Raw genomic sequence first — 18,126 nt, 5'->3', positions numbered from 1 at the left:
AAAACCTTAAATGGCATCGATAATACCGTTTAATGTTGAGCTCGGACGCATTACTGTGTCTGCAAATTCTGCATTCGGCTTGTAGTACCCACCGAGATCGACCGCAGCACCCTGCACACTGTTCAATTCAGTAATAATGCTTGTTTCATTCTCGACCATGGCTTTGGCAACACGACTAAAGCGTGCTTTCAGCTCAGCATTTACATCCTGAGACGCCAGAGCTTCTGCCCAATAGGAGGCCAAGTAGTAATGGCTGCCACGATTATCGAGTTCTCCAGTTTTTCGAGATGGCGATTTATTGTTGTCCAGGAAGCGTGCGGTGGCCTGATCCAGCGTATCCGCCAGTACCTGTGCTTTGGCGTTCCCATTCACAGTACTGAAATGCTCGAACGACGCAGCCAGGGCGAGAAATTCCCCCAGAGAATCCCAACGCAGATGATTCTCCTGCTCAAACTGCTGAACATGCTTGGGCGCCGAGCCCCCTGCTCCGGTTTCGAACAGGCCACCACCGTTCATCAAAGGAACAACAGACAGCATTTTAGCGCTGGTGCCCAACTCGAGAATAGGAAATAAATCGGTTAGATAATCGCGCAACACGTTGCCGGTAACGGAAATGGTGTCTAGCCCATCTTTAATACGTTGCAATGAAAACTGTGTTGCCTCCAGAGGGGCTTGAATAAGAATTTCCAGGCCATTGATATCATGATTTGGCAAATATTGATTAACCTTGGCAATAAGTTGCGCATCATGAGCGCGGTTTTCGTCCAACCAAAACACAGCGGGCGTATTGGTTGCGCGGGCGCGGGTGACAGCAAGCTTTACCCAATCCTGAATTGGAGCGTCTTTCACCTGGCACATACGGAAAATATCACCCTCTTCCACGTCGTGTTCCATCAACACGGCTCCCGCAGCGTCCACTACCTGCACTTTACCGCCAATAGACAATTCAAACGTTTTGTCATGGGAGCCATACTCTTCAGCTTTTTGAGCCATTAGCCCAACATTGGGCACGCTGCCCATAGTGGTTGGGTCGAAAGCTCCGTTTTCTTTACAAAAATCGATAGTAGCCTGGTAAATACCGGCGTAGCAGCGATCGGGAACAACTGCTTTGGTGTCTTTCTGCGCTCCATCCGGACCCCACATCTGACCGGATGCACGAATCATCGCGGGCATAGAAGCATCGATAATAATATCGCTGGGTACATGCAGGTTGGTAATCCCTTTATCAGAATTCACCATAGCCAAAGCTGGACGATCGGCGTAAACAGCAGCCAAATCCGCTTCTACCTCGGTTCTCTTGTCTGCTGGCAGTGACTGAATTTTAGTGTACACATCACCAAGACCATTATTGGCATCTACGCCGAGCTCTACAAACAGCGCCGCATGCTTCTCAAAAACCTCTTTGTAAAATACTTTTACGGCATGACCAAAAATAATGGGGTCAGAAACCTTCATCATAGTGGCTTTCATATGCAGCGAGAAAAGGACACCCTGCTCTTTTGCGCTGGCAATTTCCGCCGCCAAGAATTCACAAAGGGCATTTTTACTCATCACAGATGAATCGATCACTTCGCCTGCAAGTATCGCCAGACCCGACTTCAATTCTGTTTTACTACCGTCGACGCCAAGCAATTGAATCGTTACGCGAGTAGCTTCCGAAACCGTAACAGATTGCTCGCTGCCGTAGAAATCGCCATCACTCATGGAGGCAACGTGAGACTGGCTGTCGCTGGCCCAAGCGCCCATGGAATGGGGATTTTTTCGAGCATATTGTTTAACAGATGCAGGCGCCCGGCGATCAGAATTCCCTTCACGCAGAACCGGGTTCACAGCACTGCCTTTAATCTTGTCATAACGGATCTTTACGTCTTTTTCCTCATCACTCGCTGGATCTTCCGGGTAATTAGGCAGCTTGTAGCCTTTCTCCTGTAGCTCTTTAATCACAGCCTGCAACTGAGGGACAGACGCGCTAATATTGGGCAGTTTAATAATGTTCGCTTCGGGAGTTTTTGCCAGTTCACCTAACAGAGTCAGAGCGTCTTCCTGGCGCTGATCTTCAGTCAGGTACTCTGGAAAATTGGCGATAATTCGCCCGGAGAGAGAGATGTCCTTCGTTTCCACTGTAATATCTGACGCCCCGGCAAAGGCTTGAATAATAGGCAACAAAGAATAGGTTGCTAATGCTGGAGCTTCATCCGTTTCAGTGTAAATGATGGTAGGTTTTTCTATCGACATTCTCTATACCCTTAGTAAAAGAAAACAGAGGAACCGCTGGCGCTACGGCATCAGCAATCCCAATAAAGAAGGAAATCGTTGGGGATACCCCGTAAAATGGTCGGAAATTATACCAGCGTTTCATTATTCAGGTAAGTTGCCCATATGGGGCATCGACCCAATTTAAGCACCAAGAAGAAGCATTTAGATGCCCGACATCATTCTACTTAACAAGCCCTTTAATTGTTTAAGCCAGTTTAGCGACGACCAAGGTCGCACAACCTTGACCGATATCTTCAAGCGACAAAACTCTCCCGGTAGTGATTTTTACCCCGCAGGAAGGCTCGATTACGATTCGGAAGGCCTGCTATTGCTGACCAATAACGGGGCGCTTCAACACCGCATTACCGACCCATCGCAAAAATTACCGAAAACCTACTGGGTTCAGGTCGAGGGGGAATGCAGCCATGTAGCGATTCAACAACTGGAGAAAGGTGTAGTGCTAAAGGATGGCCCAAGTAAACCCGCTACTGTGCACTCAATCGCCCCGCCCTCGCTCTGGGCTCGTCATCCCCCCATTCGCGAGCGAGCCAATATCCCAACCCATTGGTTGTCCATAACGATTACTGAAGGCCGAAACCGACAGGTACGACGCATGACCGCTGCCGTCGGCTTGCCAACGCTCAGGTTAGTGCGCGCGGCTATCGGTCATTGGCAGCTCGGTGCTCTATTGCCAGGCCAGTACCGCAAAGAGGCGGTTCACCTGCCATCGCCCCCGAACCAAAAAAAACATGGCATCACAAAAACCTCTTCCCATAGGCGCAAAACAAAAGGTTCATTATGAGCTGGTATCCCCACGTAACGGTCGCCACCCTTGTTGAAAAAGAAGGCTTGTTTCTACTTGTCGAAGAAAAAAAACAGGGGCAGTTGTTACTGAACCAACCAGCAGGCCATTTAGAACAAGACGAAACCTTATTCGAAGCGGCTATCCGGGAAACATTGGAGGAAACACAATGGCGAGTTGAGCTTAAAGCTTTGCTGGGTAATTCGCTATTTACCTCTCCGGCTAATGGCATTACCTATTTAAGAACAAGCTTTATCGCCGAGCCCATTGAACTGGATACCTTACATCCGTTGGATAGCGATATAGAAAGAGCCGTTTGGCTGAGTCCGATGGAGGTAAAGAAAAATCAATACCGCCTGCGAAGCCCAATGGTCATAAATGATATTGACCGGTTTTTAAAAGGTGAGTCTTATCCCCTGGAATTGATTACTCATATTCAGGGTTTTACACCCTCCATTTAACCGTTAGCCAAAGGTTGAATCTATAAACACATTTATCCCTGCATTGAAATTTTAGAGAAAGTTTTCAAGCTACGATCAAGGCAGAAACAACTTAAAAACGCCCCCGCCCAGCGGATCACCGTTGGACATATCAATATAACCTATACGGTTATTCTGCTTGTGGAATCCTGCTATTTTTTCGGCGAAATACAGGCCGAGATGTGTCCCACCATTTCTCACATCAGCCTCATCAATCTGCCCTGCCGTTCTGTTAAGCATGTTCGCAGGGTAGCCCGAGCCGTCGTCTGCGATAGTTATACAGAGCAAATCGTTTTCAATTCTGGCCTGAATCAGGATAGATGAATGAGTGTAGCGAACACAGTTCACGATAATATTGTGAATAACGCTACCGATTAAATCGTGGTCGAAATACCAGTGGAGGTCGCTATCACAATCCAAGGTGATCGTAACGCCTTTGGTTTCCGTTAACATATGATTACGTGCAATCTGATCGTCAAAAATATCGATAATATAATGTTCATCGATATGCACCGGAAGAACGTCATTTTGCATACGATAAATGGTAAGCAGCTGGATCAATTCACTGTTAATTCGAGACGCCTCGTAATGTAGCGTAGAAAAACGGCGCGCCTGCACCTCACTTGTAGGCGGGGTATCCTCTATCACCGACTCCAGAGAGGCCAGTAGCATACCCACAGAATTTTTCATATCGTGCACGCTGGAAGCTAATACCAGTGAAAAATCAATACCACTCTCGTTACCGTCTATCATTGTTGACTCCAAAATCAGTACGCACTCGCCATTAGGCGCAAACGCTTATACCTCTCAAATTGCGGGTGCCCGTCCTCAATCAGTGTTGCAACCAATTCCAAAGAAGACTGACAGTCACGGCTTATAACACTATCCGTTTGTCCACATTTTAATTTACCTATTAATGACTGAACAATATTCAGCTGAATGCCCACATGCCTGGGGAAAAGCTTTCGCGCTTTTTCAAAGCATGCGAGTGCCTCATCAAATCGCCCGTCGCTATAAAGCTCAATGCCCTCTTTATTGATCGCTGCAACAAATTCCCGATTTGAAGCACTCGCAGGCTCATTCAAGAATGCATCCAGTTTTTCAAGTGCTTGCTGATCGTCCTTATATTTATGCTGTAGATCGCTTAAGTATTGCTCTGCTTTTTCGTCTAAGCCCATTGATTGCATCGCTAATAACATATCGATCTCCACATCAATACCCAACTCATCCATATCCATAGTTTGTTGCGCGGCGTTAAAAAATTGCTCTGCAATATCCGGTCTGTTTTGCTGTGCATGAATACGTCCTGCCAGCAAATTACGTTGCGCCAACTGACCCTCTGTTAGTTCATATTTTTCTTTTGCTGCGTCCAGTATCGCCAGGGCTTCGTTACTGGTATTGGGATCAACATCCATATCCCGCTCAGCAGCAAGAGATGCAATCCGGGCGAAGATGAAATGATCTTCCGCTTTACCGTGGCATGACAACTGCCCTAGTTTTACGGCTTTTCTCTGTGCGGCAAGGGCCGTTACTAGGTCGTTATTCTCTGCCGCCACATCCGATAATAATTTTTGACGCAATATGGACATGGGCGATATATCAACCGCTCGCTGAACGGTGTATTGAACATGTAACTTCTCACCTTTTTGGCCCCAGTTTTCTGCTAACACATCGTATGCTGGCAAATAGAGCGGGCTATCACTAACGATGGTCTCCAGCCAGGTGCCCGCCAACTCCAGCTCACCTCTGGCCTGCTTCACCTTCGCCAACCCCAACCTAGCCCAATCCAATTGTCGAATCTCAAGTGCTCGGGTATACAGGCGCTCAGCCTTATCGAACTCGCCCTGCTCAGTAAAAAGGGCGCCCAGTATTTTTTGCGCATGAGTTGAGTAACGATCTTCCGCAAGCGATAAGTCAATCAATATATCTGTGGCTGTAATGTAATCGCAGGCATCTAGGGCCTTGTAGGCCTCGGACATAACATCACGCTGTCTTAGCAGGCGATCCATTCGCTGCTCGAGCATTTTCGCGGTAATGGGCTTCATTAAATAATCGTCTGGCTCGCAGTCATAGGAGCACATAACGATATTTCGACTAGATTCAGCCGAAACAATAATAAAAACTGTTTTCCTGGTAATCAGCTTTTTATAGCGCAGCTCTTCCAATACATGCTGACCGGTTCGCCCAGCGCCTAAGTTGTAATCACATAGGATTACGTCGAAGGTATGGTTCTTACACCACTGGATAACCTCGTGCCCATTCGTTGCCATCTCCACCTGACTTACTCCCAGGTTTGTAAGCATGGCATTAACGGTATTGCGAAAGCTGCTGAAATCATCTGCAACTAAAAAGGTCAGGTTTGAATAGTTGATCTGACGACTCACTGCTTGCCCATATCCCCCAATAGTTTGTATCGAACAACTTTTATCACCTAAGTGTAGGACATAACGAAAATTGAGCCACACCTCGCTTGCCGTTAGAATAGCCGGCCAATACCCATACCGACACTTAACCCATGACCGACGACCAACAACGCGATACTCTCTTTGCCGCCGCAGATGCTGAATTCGGGCAATTCACCTTTGACCAAAAGGTTGTGGATGTATTCCCCGATATGATCAAGCGCTCGGTGCCCGGCTATACCACCATTATTCATATGGTTGGCCAATTAGCTGAACGTTATGCTCAGGCCGGTAGCAACTGCTATGACCTGGGCTGCTCGCTGGGAGCCTCTACACTGGCAATGCGCCACAGAGTCCAGGCAGCTGACGTTAAAATCATCTCGATAGATAACTCTCCGGATATGATCAAGCGTTGCAAAATAATCCTTGATGCAGACAGCCACGATGTACCTGTTGAACTCCGGTGTGAGGATCTACTACAAAGCCCTATCGACAATGCTTCCGTGGTCGTCATGAACTTCACCCTGCAATTTATACAGCCCGACGTTCGCGACAGCTTGATTCGGCACATCTACGACGGTATGCGCCCTGGCGGGGTGTTTATTCTCTCCGAAAAGCTAACGTTTAACGATGCCCACCACGATAAGTTGATGAATGAGCTTCATTACTACTTTAAAAAGACCAACGGCTACAGCGGGCTGGAAATTGCTCAAAAACGCTCGGCGCTAGAAAATGTGCTGATACCAGAATCACTCGAATGCCACAAGCAACGCCTAGCGAATGCAGGGTTTCGAGGAACAGAACTCTGGTTCCAGTGCTTTAATTTTTCATCCCTTTTGGCATTCAAGCCATAGCGAGGCCACTCGGATTGTCTACACCCATTGATTACAGCCCCCTGCTAACGCAACTGAAAAATTCAGCGTTGTGTGAATGGGCGGAAACGCTGCCAGCACAAATCACCTCAGGCCTTTCGGAGCAACGCTACGGCGACCTTCCCAGCTGGTATCACGCTCTGAATTCACTACCAAAAGTAAAAAGCACTTATACCTACTTTGGCGACAAAGTAACCATCGGCAAACGAGAAGAGCTTAGTACCGAGCAGTACCAGCAGCTCGAAAGCGCCCTTCGCAGCCTAATCCCCTGGCGCAAAGGCCCATTTGAGTTATTTGGACTACACATAGACACCGAGTGGCGATCTGACTGGAAATGGCAAAGACTGCAGCGGCATATTGCCCCCCTTAAGGACCGCAATGTATTGGATGTAGGGTGTGGTAACGGTTATCACTGCTGGCGTATGTATGGGGAAGGTGCCTCCCAGGTCATCGGTATCGATCCTTCACCACGATTTATCGTTCAGTTTTATATGGTCAAGCATTTTCTGGAAAACTGCTCCGTCGATCTACTGCCCGTTGGTATCGAAGCCCTGCCACCCAAAATGGAATACTTCGATACCACCTTTTCCATGGGCGTGCTTTACCACCGCCGATCGCCAATGGATCATTTACTCGAGCTTCGAGATACCCTTAAGCCTGGTGGTGAACTGGTATTGGAAACCTTGGTCATTGACGGCGGAATCGGTGACGCGTTGGTTCCCGAGGGCCGCTACGGAAAAATGAATAATGTCTGGTTTTTACCTAGTGTACCCACACTTCTTTCATGGCTTAAAAAATGCGGCTTTGTAAACGCCCGCTGCATAAACCAATGTACAACCGACACAAAAGAGCAGCGCACAACAGACTGGATGCAATTTCAATCACTGGAGGACTTTCTCGACCCAACAGCGCCAGACAAAACCATTGAAGGCCACCCAGGTCCCGTTCGCGCAGTTATTGTCGCCAACAAAAGAAAGTAGCCAAATGGACCGATACAAATACCCCCTCAAGCGTAATCTGTATCTTCATGATTCATTTTTCTTACCTGTTTTTGCCTCTGTCGCGTCGTTATATGTCTCTATGCTCAGTGACTAAACCCGAGTACTTGTACGTTTTTACAGGCCAGACCTAACTTGTTATTTATGGCGGGTAGCTAAAAGAAGAATGCTTCAATCATGAAGGGAAAGTATTGAAGAGCTGCCGATGGGTAAAATAGAAAAAAGGCAGCCTCTTGAGGGCTGCCTTTTTTTACGGTATGAAACAACTGAAAAATAACTACAAGCGCTTAATGGTGATATCCAAATTGAATTCATCCACAATTTTCTGGCACCACTTTTCGATCCTTGGGTTGGTTAACTCCGGCTGCTGATCTTCATCTAACGCGAGCCCCACAAAAGCGTCTTCTCCCTCGACTTTAGCTTTAGATGCATCGAACTCGTAGCCTTCTATTGGCCAATGCCCAACAATCGTTGCACCACGCTTTACGATAACTTCGTGGAGCATACCCATCGCATCCAAAAAGAAATCCCCATAACCAAATTGATCTCCCAAACCAAACAACGCAACGGTTTTGCCGGTAAAATCTATCTCGATAAGGTCGTTCCAAAAATCGTCCCAGTCAGACTGCAGTTGCCCGAAATCCCAGGTGGGAATACCCATAATCAACTTATCGTACGCTGCAAAATCCAGTTGCGTAGCTTCACCGATGTCCAGAACGTCGACATTCTCTTCACCCAAGCACTGCTCGATACGGAAGGCAACGCCTTCGGTGTTACCTTCATCACTGCCGAAAAACAGACCTATATCTGCCACTCTAAACCTCATTTAGCTACGGAATTCTGGAAGAGGAACTGCGCCCTTCCCTAAAGGGCGCACATTTTCGCAACTTATCGAAATGCCCGCAATCAGTGACAGCCAAGAAACCGGCAAAACTTATCCCCCAGTGGAACAAGCTCTGCCGGTAGAGCGACAATAATCCGTCGCAAGAATTAAACCCTGCCGCAGAACACCGCTATCCATCTGTTTTTATTGGATATTTTTGATCATTAAAAAACTGGCACAAAAATCGCTGTGCAGCCTTTAACCAATCAAAGATTTAACCTGGATTGAACAGGACACACTATGGTAACTCTGGCCTCCACTAAGCAACGTCGCAGCGGCACCGCCGCATCCAGAAGAACGGATACGGAATCGTGGCCCGACCACAGGGTACATGGCTTCCCCGCAGAAAATGATCTGCGTGACCTGCAATTTAAGTTGGCACACAACCTACAAAGCTCTCTGGATCTACATACCACTCTGGATTTGTTTTTCAATAACATTCAAGAAGCGGTTAGCGTCAACGGGCTTCACTACCGCTGCCCTGAAGACGTTTCCAACCTGGAGCTGGGTAACATATGCCCACACAAAGCCAGCTACAAGGTTAGCTCTGCCGATTTAAAGCTCGGGCAAATTGTCTTCAGCCGTGCCAAACCATTCTTGGAAGCCGAATTGGCCGCACTAGAAATGATGGTAGGCGTACTTTTTTACCCCCTACGCAACGCCCTTCTCTACCAGCAGGCATTAGAGAATTCTCTGCGCGACAGCCTTACCGGTATCGGCAATCGTGCAGCCTTCGACGCTAATTTTGATCGCGAGCTAAAACTCGCCCAACGACACAAACAACATCTATCACTATTGGTTATCGATATAGATCATTTCAAAAACGTGAACGACTGCTACGGCCACCAGAACGGAGACCGTATTCTCAAGCACGCAGCCACGAGCATTCAGGCTGGGCTAAGGGAAACCGATCAGGTATTCCGCTACGGCGGCGAGGAGTTTGTTGTAGTGCTGAGCAACACCTGTCATAAGGATGCGCACCTGATCGCCGAGCGCATTCGCTTAAAGGTCGCCATGTCGCCTACCCGTGTGGACAACAGTGATGTACTTGTTACTGCGAGTATTGGCATAAGCAAACTAAAAGAATGCGACCACACTGAAACATTGTTCAATCGGGCCGACCAAGCTCTGTACCGAGCCAAGGCGCTAGGCCGTAATCGGGTAGAGGCAGGATAGTCGGCTATTGACCGGATACGCTTTGCAGTAATGCTCCGACCATCGCCAGCTCGTCTTCCGTTAACTCGCCATAGAAACGGGGGTAGCTCCAACCGTAACCCCAACGATACCGTGTTGGCCAAAAAGGAGAGCCTCCAACACGAACACCAGCCAACATTAGAATGGCAATTTCCTTTTCACCGGCGGTCACAACGCATTGCTGTAGCTGCTCATCGGCCTGCTTTCTCTCTGTGTAACTGCCGCCGCGCCAATACGCTAGATCGTGTGTTTTACAGCAGTGCAGCCACAACTTCTTTTGTTTCAGTGTGCCATCGGGAAATGAGCTACAGCCATCGCTGGTAAAGGGTTTAAGTGTTGCGCTTAGGCAGCTACTGGCAAACAAAAACCCGACAAGAAATAGAACCGTACGGATCATCGTCGAGTCTTGGTTCTCGAGGTATGCGCCTTGCGCAAGCGCCTTTGGTGTCGCTCACGTGATTTTCTCAGCTCAGGAGAATACTTGGGTTTCGGTGGCGCATCCAGGCCTGCGGTTACACACAGGTCCGCCACTTCTTTTTCATTCAGCTCTAACCACTGACCGGAACGAACGTGGGATGGAACAAATATATTACCGTAGCGTACACGCTTAAGCCTGCTTACTCTCACGCCCTGGGATTCCCACAAGCGCCTTACCTCACGGTTGCGCCCTTCCATCACCACACAATAGAACCACAGATTACTACCTTCGTTACCACCCTCTTTTATATCGGTAAAACGGGCAATACCGTCTTCCAGTAGCACGCCATCCCGCATCCGTTGCAACATGTCCTTCTCGACTTCGCCCTGAACCCGCACCAGATATTCACGGTCAATTCCCGATGAAGGGTGCATAAGCTTGTTGGCTAATTCACCATCATCCGTAAAGAGCAGCAAGCCACTGGTATTAAAATCCAAACGCCCAACCGATATCCATCGGCTGTTGGCAACTCGTGGCAAATTATCGTAAACCGTCGGTCGACCTTCGGGGTCGGAGCGGGAGCATATCTGCCCTTCCGGCTTATTGTAGAGAATAACGCGCACACGCTTTTTGGCCTGAAACGCAGAGGAAATACGTTTGCCGTCGTAGTCAATACGATCGGATTCAGTTACCCGGTCGCCAAGCTTTGCCGGATGACCGTTAACCGTAACCTTTCCGCTACTGATCGACCTTTCCATTTCCCGCCGTGAGCCCATACCAGCGCGTGCGAGAACCTTCTGTAATTTTTCACCTTCGGGTGCTTGTGGTTGATCAGTCATGAAATTGGTCTTTGTCTGCCTCGATGTTTTCGCTCTTTGGCTTTGGTTGATCGGAATTTTGCTCGTTACTGTCAGCTTCCGACGAATCTCCAAATAGGGATTCGTAGGGATCTTTATCTAATGCTACTTGCTGTTCTTGTTCCTGCTCTTCTGGGCGCTCTTGATGGGAATCACCCTGCACATCGTCTAGCGTGTCGTCTTGTGGTTCGCCAGCGGGCTCTTGATCAGATGCCCCCAGACTCTGAACTTGCTCAGTTTCTCTAGGTTCCGGCTCTTCTGCAGAGTCGCCGTCACCTTGAACGCTTCCAACGTCCTCCGCAATCTCGTCAATTTCTTCATCCTCAGCCACTTGCTGAGTCTCACTTTCCACCTCCAGGGATTCTTCCCCCTCTACCGGATCCGCGGTTTCATTTTGATCCTGCGCTACCGCCGATTCAGCTTCTGCAACCGCAGCCGCAGCGGTGATACTCTCCTGCACTTCCGGTGGCAAGGAATCAAACTCCAAGGCTTCATTTAGGCTATCAATATCCCGAAGTTCACCCAGGGTTGGCAACTCCTCCAAGCTTTTCAAGTTGAAGTAATCCAGAAATTGACGGGTCGTTGCGTAAAGCGCGGGTCTACCAGGGACGTCTCGATGCCCTACAACTTTTACCCAATCACGCTCAACCAGCGTTTTAACAATATGGCTACTCACTGCAACACCGCGGACCTCTTCGATGTCGCCGCGAGTGATGGGCTGACGATAAGCAATCAGCGCCAGCGTTTCGAGCATTGCGCGTGAATACTTCTGCGGTTTTTCGTCCCACAGGCGGTTAACCCATTCGGCTAGATCCTCACGCACCTGAAAGCGAAAACCACTGGCGACTTCAGTAAGGACGAATCCCCGGTCATCACAGCTCCGTTTTAATTCTTCTAGTACCTCGTTCAGATCTTCTTTACTGGGCGCTTCATGCTCTTCAAACATCGTTAACATGCGGTCAAGCGTCAGCGGCTCGCCTGCAGCAAGAATTGCCCCTTCAATGATTGTTTGTAATTGTTTTTTTTCGTAACTCATGAATTTTCTGTGCTAAAAAGTCAATAGGTTTACCGCTACTGTGCGCGGGCTTTTACATGTATTGGAGCAAAGGCTTCGGTTTGTACAATTTCCACCAATGATTCCTTAATAAGTTCCATAACCGCAAGAAAGGTCACCACCACTCCCAAGCGCCCTTCTTTCACACTAAACAAACTAACAAAGGGTACAAATTGCTGCCCCGCAAGCTTATCCAGAACCTGCCCCATACGTTCGCGGGTAGAAAGCTTTTCTTTTTCGATATAGTGACTCTCAAACATATCGGCGCGGCGGAGTACTTCAGACAGGGCCAGCAGAATTTCTTTCAAATCGACGTCTGGATCCGGGCGTGTTACGTGCCTGTCTGGCTCCTCGGCTTTGGCAATATGGATTTCACGATGCATGCGCGGCAGTTCATCAATATCTTCCGCTGCCTGTTTGAATCGCTCGTACTCCTGCAGGCGACGAATAAGTGCCGCACGAGGGTCATCTTCTTCCTCTTCATCCAGGGATGCCGAGCGAGGCAATAACATACGCGACTTAATTTCAGCCAGCATGGCAGCCATTACAAGATACTCTGCAGCCAGCTCAAACTGTATAGATTCCATCATTTCCACATAGGAAACATATTGGTGGGTAATTTCAGATACGTCGATCTCAAGAATATCGAGGTTTTGTCGGCGAATCAGGTAAAGCAGCAGATCTAGAGGCCCTTCAAATGCCTCCAAAAACACTTCCAGTGCATCGGGTGGAATGTAAAGGTCTTTAGGGAGTTGTGTATAGGCTTTGCCCTGCACCATCGCAAAAGGCATTTCGCCCTGCTCGGGATGATGCTCCGCAGCCGGCGCTGCAACGTCTGCGGGCGCTACTTCCAACGCTTCCGATGCTTGATTAACGTTTGCTTCTATTCCCGACAAGACACACCTTCACAACTGACTAGATAAAATGAACCGCGCATTATAGCTGCAGATGAGCCTTTGCCGCTATCACTCAAGCGGCAAAGGAAGCAGCAGAGCTACAGGAAACTGCTGACATCTCCGCAACCCGTACGGATGATACTGGGCTCTTCGCCCGTTAAATCGATAACACTGGTCGCCTCCAGACCACAGAAGCCGCCATCGATCACCAGCTCCAGCTGATGCTCCAGCGTATCGCGAATATCGTAGGGATCGGTGAGTGGTACAGCGTCACCCGGTAAAATGAGCGAGCTGCTCATCAAGGGCTCCCCAAGCTCCTCCATCAGAGCCAACGCAATCGCATTATCAGGTACTCGCATCCCCAAGGTTTTACGTTTAGGGTGCTGCAACCTTCGTGGAACTTCCGAGGTGGCGTTTAGAATAAAGGTATACGGGCCAGGCGTATGACTTCTAATCAAACGATAGGCCGCATTATCAACGCGGGCGTAATTCGCCAATTCTGACAAATCGCGACACATCAAGGTAAAGTTGTGGTGCTTGTCCAACTGCCGGAGCGCGCGAATACGGTCTAGAGCAAACTTATCACCAATATGACAACCCAGTGCATAAGCCGAATCGGTGGGGTAAACAATTAACCCGCCCCGTTTCAAAATATCTACAGCCTGCAGAATTAAGCGGGATTGAGGGTTTTCGGGATGAATACTGAAAAACTGCGCCATTTGAGCCCCTTCTTGTTTTTGATCCATTACTATTCCTACGAGAACAACTCCCACACCGGCTGAACATCTGCAGGCAGGCGGGATGCGCATCCCAGTTCCTGCCATGGCTGTCCCGGCACATGAAAATCACTGCCACAGGACGCCGCAAGCTGGTATTGAAGGGCGATTTTAGCAAGATTTTCTGCCAAACCCACGGGTTGTTTACCACTAACCACCTCAATTGCCTGCCCACCGGCCTCAGCAAAGGCCTCGGTCAGATAACACAGCTTTGTACGGGTCATATTATATTTGGCCGGGTGAGCAAGAACAGCTACCCCATCAGCGGCAAGAATCCACTCAACAACCTCGGCAACTTCCGGCCAACCACTTTTAACATCTCCCGTTTTCCCTGCACCCAAATAACGTTTAAACGCCTGCTTAAAACTCGTTACTGCTCCCGTATCAACCAAATATTGAGCAAAGTGAGGACGACCCACCGCTGCATCACCAGCATAGGCCTTGGCGCCTTCATACGCATCCTGAATACCGCATTTTGCTAGGCGCTCGCCAATGTTTACCGCCCGCTCTTCCCGCACTCTGGCCTGCTTCTCAAGGGCCTTGAGCAAGACCATATTCCCAGTATCGATATTCAGCCCAACAACGTGAATGCCTCGCCCGCTCCACTGACTGGAGAACTCTATGCCTGCAATAAGGTCAATCCCCTCTCTACGGGCACAGTTTCTGGCCCGCTCGATACCCGCGATGGTGTCGTGATCCGTTAGAGCGAGCGCGGTAACCTGCCGCTCTTTGGCACGAGAGACCAAGTCCTCCGGAGATAAAGCGCCATCCGACTGGTCGCTATGGCAATGAAGATCGTATACTTGCGCCATATTTTTGAGAGCCCTCACCTTTTGACGAATATTTCAACAACAAAGGGATAGAGTTTAAACTAATTAGCGCCCACTTAGCCAAAATCGCAGCTTCCTGTTAGGATGCAGCGCATACAGCAAACACCGGCAATGGAGCTGCCCTAGCAGAATGTGTCGTTTTATGACTGATGTAAGCCAAAAAAAAGAAAACCCGTTTATCAACCTACTGCTGAATATTGTTATCCCAACCGTGATTTTAATGAAGTTCAGCGGCCCGGATCACCTTGGAGCCAAGCTAGGTCTGATCGTCGCCCTGGCCTTCCCAATTACCTACGGCGTCATTGATTTTTTCCGTATTAAGAAAGTAAACTTTTTTTCAACGCTGGGGGTCATCAGTATTCTCCTAACCGGTGGCATTACCCTGCTGGAACTGGACCCTAAGTATATCGCCATTAAAGAGGCCACTATTCCCGCCTTATTTGGTATAGCAACGCTGATTTCGTTAAAAACACGCTACCCTCTGGTGAAAACCTTTCTCTTTAACGACAAAGTGATGCAAACAGCTCGCGTACACGAAGCATTGGAGAGCAAAGGCAATGAAAAGGTCTTTGAAAACAGCTTGACCAATGCCTCATTTATGATCGCTGCATCATTTGGTTTATCTTCCGTACTGAACTATGCCCTGGCAAAATGGGTCTTAGTAAGCCCACCCGGAACAGAAGCATTTAATGCAGAGTTAGGTAAAATGACCGCCTTGAGCTTACCGGTGATCACAATTCCGGCAATGTTAGTGCTAGTACTTGCGCTCTACTACCTTTTTCGTCAGATAACCAAATTGACAGGATTAAGCCTGGAAGACATTTTTATTGATCCGGATGAACATAAAAAGTCATCCGATAAACAGGAAACCTGAGTTTATGTTGTACGCCATTATCAGTGAGGATGTTGAAAACTCTTTGCCCAAACGCCTAGCTGCTAGGCCAGCTCATCTTGAGCGCCTGCAACTTTTACGTGATCAGGGGCGTTTAATGCTCGCGGGGCCTCACCCCGCGATTGACAGCAACGAACCGGGTGAAGCTGGTTTTACCGGCAGCTTAGTAATTGCTGAGTTCGATTCACTGGCCGAAGCCGAAAGCTGGGCAAACGCCGACCCCTATATTGACGCGGGTGTTTACGCCGCAGTTAAAGTTAAACCTTTCAAAAAAGTCCTCCCTTGAGGCTCAAGTACTTTCGAGTTACACCATGAATATACCTACACCAACAGCCGTAACCCTGAGTTGTATTGGCCTCCTATTTTCTATTCTGATGAGTTTGCACTCACCGCAGACCGTTGCTCAGGAACAGGATGAATTTCGCTATATATCCGACGTTTTATTCGTGCCTTTACGCAGCGGCCAGGGCAGTCAATACCGGATTATTAACAAAGGATTAAAAAGCGCGACCAAGCTGATATTTATTGAAGATGGTGATAGTGGCGAATGGACGAAGGTTCGAACAGAAAGCGGGATAGAGGGCTGGATACGCAACCAATACCTTATGGAAGAAGAACCTTCTCGTATAAAACTTAATCGAGCACTCAGCCGGTTAGCGGCGCTGGATAAAAAACAACAGCAAGTGGTAAGCGAAAACAAACAGCTTCAGCAAGCCAATAACGAACTCTCCAGTACAGCATCGTCATCCACGGAAAAGAGCCAGGGCTTAGCGTCTGAACTAGAAAAAATAAAAACGCTTTCTGCTGGCGCAATTGACCTCGACAAGCGTTACAACGAGCTATTACAAAAGCATCAGTTGATCCAGACAGAGAACAACGTATTAAAAGCTGAAAATGAAAAGCTGGTTAACGACAATCGAGTTACCTACATGATGTATGGCGTAGGAATTTTATTATTGGGCATTTTCCTAGCCTACCTGCTTCCTTTATTAAAACCCAAAAGAAACCATTCAGAGTGGCGATAATACGAGCATAAAAATATGTTACGAACCCTTATTTTATTCAGTTTATTAAGCTTAACGTCCATATGCGCCTACGCCAAGGATGACCCATCTAGCCCTGACAACCCCAGAATCTACTTTGAAACAGATTTAGGTAAGATGGTTATCGAGCTATACCCGAAAAAGGCGCCAATCACAGTCGCCAACTTCCTCCAATACGTAGATTCCGGTTTTTATGAAGGTACGATATTTCATCGCGTAATTGACAATTTTGTCGTACAAGGCGGTGGTCTCGCTTTTGATTTCAGCCGAAAAGAAACTAAAGACCCTATTGCCAACGAATCGCACAACAAATTACTCAATTTACAAGCGACACTATCCATGGCCCGCACCTCGGATCCGGAGAGCGCTACCTCACAATTTTTTATCAATTTAAAGCACAACGAGCACCTAGACCCACAGGATGAGCAACTAGGCTATGCTGTTTTCGCAAAAGTTGTGGAAGGTTTTGACGTAGTAAAAAAAATCGAGAAGGAACCGAAAGGCCTCTACCGCTCTCACCCACAGGCACCGAACTACCCAGTACGTATCCTTAGGGCCGGCCGCGTTCAACCTCAAACGCCTACCGCGCCTAAAACTGTTGCTGTAGAGAAGTCCTGATGTCCATTGCTTTGAGCATTAACTTGAATAAAATCGCGCTGATTCGCAACTCGCGCGAAGGTAATTTTCCCAGCGTAGAAGCATTTGGCAAGCTCAGCCTTAATGCAGGAGCCAGCGGACTAACCGTCCACCCACGCCCGGACAAGCGACATATAACACCGGAAGATACCCGTGTACTGGCTGCTTTAGTCAAACAGTATTCAAGTAATGTACGCCCCGTTGAGTTCAATATAGAAGGTAACCCACTGGCACCCGCTCGTGGAAGCTATCCAGGGCTAATTCCTCTGAGTTTGGAAGCTCAACCAGACCAATGCACCCTTGTACCGGATAGCGATAGCCAAAAAACATCTGACCACGGGTTTAATCTAAGCAACAGTGGCTCTCAGCTTGAACCCCTGATCCAGCAGCTAAAAGATGCTGGTATTCGCGTCAGCCTTTTTATGGATCCCATTCCAACGCAAATTCGTCTGGCAAAGGAGATTGGAGCAGATCGCATCGAACTTTATACCGGCCCCTTTGCCAGGGCTTACGATGAAGGTACCGGCCAACACAGCTTCGAACTTCACACCCTCGCCGCACAAGAGGCTTTGGAACTTGGCCTGGGTATCAATGCCGGGCACGACCTTAACCTGGAGAACATGCAGCTGTACAGTCAACTACCAGGGTTGGCGGAAGTCTCCATCGGCCACGCCCTCACCGTAGATGCCCTGCTTATGGGCTTTGAAACAGCGGTAAAACGCTACGGTGAACTGTGTGTATAAACCGCAACTCACCAAGCGATAGAAAATTTTTACTCCAACCGGGGTAAAAGACAGCGTCTTCCGCTAAACTTAAAGGAATATCTGTATGTCAGGAA

Annotated in this window: 20 protein-coding genes; 10 read left to right on the top strand and 10 right to left on the bottom strand. The window is 48.4% G+C overall.

Annotated features, from left to right (window positions below; genetic code table 11):
- Positions 1–6: 6 nt before the first annotated feature.
- The gene (locus H5715_RS04720; RefSeq protein ID WP_075187970.1) at positions 7–2,235 is read right to left on the bottom strand and encodes an NADP-dependent isocitrate dehydrogenase; all 2,229 of its coding nucleotides are present in this window, start codon (positions 2,233–2,235) and stop codon (positions 7–9) included.
- A gap of 187 nt (positions 2,236–2,422) precedes the next feature.
- Between H5715_RS04720 and H5715_RS04715 the strand changes: the two genes are divergently transcribed.
- A complete protein-coding gene (locus H5715_RS04715; protein ID WP_075187971.1) occupies positions 2,423–3,058 on the top strand; it encodes a pseudouridine synthase in 636 nt (211 codons plus the stop codon).
- Complete coding sequence (locus tag H5715_RS04710; RefSeq protein ID WP_075187972.1) at positions 3,055–3,519, top strand: NUDIX hydrolase; 465 nt, start codon at positions 3,055–3,057, stop codon at positions 3,517–3,519. The genes H5715_RS04715 and H5715_RS04710 overlap by 4 nt, the downstream gene beginning before the upstream one ends.
- A 75-nt stretch (positions 3,520–3,594) precedes the next feature.
- Here H5715_RS04710 and H5715_RS04705 read toward each other — a convergent pair whose 3' ends face one another.
- On the bottom strand, positions 3,595–4,290 hold the full coding sequence (locus H5715_RS04705; protein WP_075187973.1) for a sensor histidine kinase: 696 nt from the start codon (positions 4,288–4,290) through the stop codon (positions 3,595–3,597).
- Between the two features lie 14 nt (positions 4,291–4,304).
- Complete coding sequence (locus H5715_RS04700) at positions 4,305–5,921, bottom strand: tetratricopeptide repeat-containing response regulator (RefSeq protein WP_246434688.1); 1,617 nt, start codon at positions 5,919–5,921, stop codon at positions 4,305–4,307.
- Between the two features lie 131 nt (positions 5,922–6,052).
- On the opposite strand from H5715_RS04700, the gene cmoA reads away from it, so the two are divergent.
- Both cmoA and cmoB read left to right on the top strand, forming a co-directional pair.
- A complete protein-coding gene (gene cmoA, locus H5715_RS04695; RefSeq protein ID WP_075187974.1) occupies positions 6,053–6,793 on the top strand; it encodes a carboxy-S-adenosyl-L-methionine synthase CmoA in 741 nt (246 codons plus the stop codon).
- 14 nt (positions 6,794–6,807) lie between these two features.
- The gene (cmoB, locus tag H5715_RS04690) at positions 6,808–7,791 is read left to right on the top strand and encodes a tRNA 5-methoxyuridine(34)/uridine 5-oxyacetic acid(34) synthase CmoB (protein ID WP_075187975.1); all 984 of its coding nucleotides are present in this window, start codon (positions 6,808–6,810) and stop codon (positions 7,789–7,791) included.
- A 295-nt stretch (positions 7,792–8,086) separates the two neighbouring features.
- Here the strand turns inward: cmoB and H5715_RS04685 are convergent, their stop codons facing one another.
- Positions 8,087–8,623 carry a flavodoxin gene (locus H5715_RS04685; RefSeq protein ID WP_075187976.1) on the bottom strand — a complete coding sequence of 179 codons (537 nt, stop codon included), beginning with the start codon at positions 8,621–8,623 and terminating at the stop codon, positions 8,087–8,089.
- 309 nt (positions 8,624–8,932) lie between these two features.
- On the opposite strand from H5715_RS04685, the gene H5715_RS04680 reads away from it, so the two are divergent.
- On the top strand, positions 8,933–9,868 hold the full coding sequence (locus tag H5715_RS04680; RefSeq protein WP_075187977.1) for a GGDEF domain-containing protein: 936 nt from the start codon (positions 8,933–8,935) through the stop codon (positions 9,866–9,868).
- Positions 9,869–9,872: 4 nt separating this feature from the next.
- Here H5715_RS04680 and H5715_RS04675 read toward each other — a convergent pair whose 3' ends face one another.
- The 6 genes from H5715_RS04675 to H5715_RS04650 all read right to left on the bottom strand — a co-directional run bounded on the left by H5715_RS04675 (position 9,873) and on the right by H5715_RS04650 (position 14,699).
- Positions 9,873–10,283 (bottom strand): hypothetical protein, encoded by a 411-nt coding sequence (locus H5715_RS04675; protein WP_075187978.1) that lies wholly within the window; start codon positions 10,281–10,283, stop codon positions 9,873–9,875.
- Entirely contained in the window at positions 10,280–11,143 is an 864-nt protein-coding gene (gene rluB, locus H5715_RS04670) for a 23S rRNA pseudouridine(2605) synthase RluB (protein ID WP_075187979.1), read from the bottom strand. Before rluB ends, H5715_RS04675 begins: the two co-directional genes overlap by 4 nt.
- Positions 11,136–12,197 (bottom strand): SMC-Scp complex subunit ScpB, encoded by a 1,062-nt coding sequence (gene scpB, locus H5715_RS04665; protein ID WP_083608254.1) that lies wholly within the window; start codon positions 12,195–12,197, stop codon positions 11,136–11,138. Before scpB ends, rluB begins: the two co-directional genes overlap by 8 nt.
- Before the next feature lie 35 nt (positions 12,198–12,232).
- Positions 12,233–13,069: a segregation and condensation protein A gene (locus tag H5715_RS04660; protein WP_425507033.1), complete on the bottom strand. Its 837-nt coding sequence runs from the start codon at positions 13,067–13,069 to the stop codon at positions 12,233–12,235.
- 140 nt (positions 13,070–13,209) lie between these two features.
- A complete protein-coding gene (locus H5715_RS04655; protein ID WP_075188131.1) occupies positions 13,210–13,830 on the bottom strand; it encodes an L-threonylcarbamoyladenylate synthase in 621 nt (206 codons plus the stop codon).
- Positions 13,831–13,865: 35 nt separating this feature from the next.
- Entirely contained in the window at positions 13,866–14,699 is an 834-nt protein-coding gene (locus H5715_RS04650) for a PHP domain-containing protein (protein WP_075187981.1), read from the bottom strand.
- Between the two features lie 160 nt (positions 14,700–14,859).
- Here H5715_RS04650 and H5715_RS04645 point away from each other — a divergent pair, with 160 nt between their 5' ends.
- From H5715_RS04645 to H5715_RS04625, 5 genes are read left to right on the top strand one after another with little or no spacing between them, the layout of a single operon-like run.
- Positions 14,860–15,591: a VC0807 family protein gene (locus H5715_RS04645; RefSeq protein WP_075187982.1), complete on the top strand. Its 732-nt coding sequence runs from the start codon at positions 14,860–14,862 to the stop codon at positions 15,589–15,591.
- A gap of 4 nt (positions 15,592–15,595) precedes the next feature.
- A complete protein-coding gene (locus tag H5715_RS04640; protein WP_075187983.1) occupies positions 15,596–15,895 on the top strand; it encodes a YciI family protein in 300 nt (99 codons plus the stop codon).
- A 25-nt stretch (positions 15,896–15,920) separates the two neighbouring features.
- Positions 15,921–16,634: a TIGR04211 family SH3 domain-containing protein gene (locus tag H5715_RS04635; protein WP_075187984.1), complete on the top strand. Its 714-nt coding sequence runs from the start codon at positions 15,921–15,923 to the stop codon at positions 16,632–16,634.
- Between the two features lie 15 nt (positions 16,635–16,649).
- Positions 16,650–17,270 (top strand): peptidylprolyl isomerase, encoded by a 621-nt coding sequence (locus H5715_RS04630; protein ID WP_075187985.1) that lies wholly within the window; start codon positions 16,650–16,652, stop codon positions 17,268–17,270.
- A complete protein-coding gene (locus tag H5715_RS04625) occupies positions 17,267–18,031 on the top strand; it encodes a pyridoxine 5'-phosphate synthase (RefSeq protein ID WP_139309936.1) in 765 nt (254 codons plus the stop codon). Before H5715_RS04630 ends, H5715_RS04625 begins: the two co-directional genes overlap by 4 nt.
- Positions 18,032–18,126: the final 95 nt, after the last annotated feature.

The sequence above is a fragment of the Teredinibacter haidensis genome, from assembly GCF_014211975.1.
Taxonomy (GTDB): domain Bacteria; phylum Pseudomonadota; class Gammaproteobacteria; order Pseudomonadales; family Cellvibrionaceae; genus Teredinibacter; species Teredinibacter haidensis.
This window is presented reverse-complemented; position numbering and strand designations above follow the sequence as displayed.

What these genes read in the sequence shown, in the direction of transcription:
- H5715_RS04705 (WP_075187973.1), bottom strand. Translation starts at nt 4,290, where the DNA reads ATGATAGACGGTAACGAGAGTGGTATTGATTTTTCACTGGTATTAGCT.
- cmoA (WP_075187974.1), top strand. Translation starts at nt 6,053, where the DNA reads ATGACCGACGACCAACAACGCGATACTCTCTTTGCCGCCGCAGATGCT.
- H5715_RS04680 (WP_075187977.1), top strand. Translation starts at nt 8,933, where the DNA reads ATGGTAACTCTGGCCTCCACTAAGCAACGTCGCAGCGGCACCGCCGCA.
- H5715_RS04710 (WP_075187972.1), top strand. Translation starts at nt 3,055, where the DNA reads ATGAGCTGGTATCCCCACGTAACGGTCGCCACCCTTGTTGAAAAAGAA.
- scpB (WP_083608254.1), bottom strand. Translation starts at nt 12,197, where the DNA reads ATGAGTTACGAAAAAAAACAATTACAAACAATCATTGAAGGGGCAATT.
- H5715_RS04655 (WP_075188131.1), bottom strand. Translation starts at nt 13,830, where the DNA reads ATGGCGCAGTTTTTCAGTATTCATCCCGAAAACCCTCAATCCCGCTTA.
- H5715_RS04630 (WP_075187985.1), top strand. Translation starts at nt 16,650, where the DNA reads ATGTTACGAACCCTTATTTTATTCAGTTTATTAAGCTTAACGTCCATA.
- H5715_RS04720 (WP_075187970.1), bottom strand. Translation starts at nt 2,235, where the DNA reads ATGTCGATAGAAAAACCTACCATCATTTACACTGAAACGGATGAAGCT.
- H5715_RS04675 (WP_075187978.1), bottom strand. Translation starts at nt 10,283, where the DNA reads ATGATCCGTACGGTTCTATTTCTTGTCGGGTTTTTGTTTGCCAGTAGC.
- H5715_RS04650 (WP_075187981.1), bottom strand. Translation starts at nt 14,699, where the DNA reads ATGGCGCAAGTATACGATCTTCATTGCCATAGCGACCAGTCGGATGGC.
- H5715_RS04640 (WP_075187983.1), top strand. Translation starts at nt 15,596, where the DNA reads ATGTTGTACGCCATTATCAGTGAGGATGTTGAAAACTCTTTGCCCAAA.
- H5715_RS04645 (WP_075187982.1), top strand. Translation starts at nt 14,860, where the DNA reads ATGACTGATGTAAGCCAAAAAAAAGAAAACCCGTTTATCAACCTACTG.
- rluB (WP_075187979.1), bottom strand. Translation starts at nt 11,143, where the DNA reads ATGACTGATCAACCACAAGCACCCGAAGGTGAAAAATTACAGAAGGTT.
- H5715_RS04635 (WP_075187984.1), top strand. Translation starts at nt 15,921, where the DNA reads ATGAATATACCTACACCAACAGCCGTAACCCTGAGTTGTATTGGCCTC.
- H5715_RS04715 (WP_075187971.1), top strand. Translation starts at nt 2,423, where the DNA reads ATGCCCGACATCATTCTACTTAACAAGCCCTTTAATTGTTTAAGCCAG.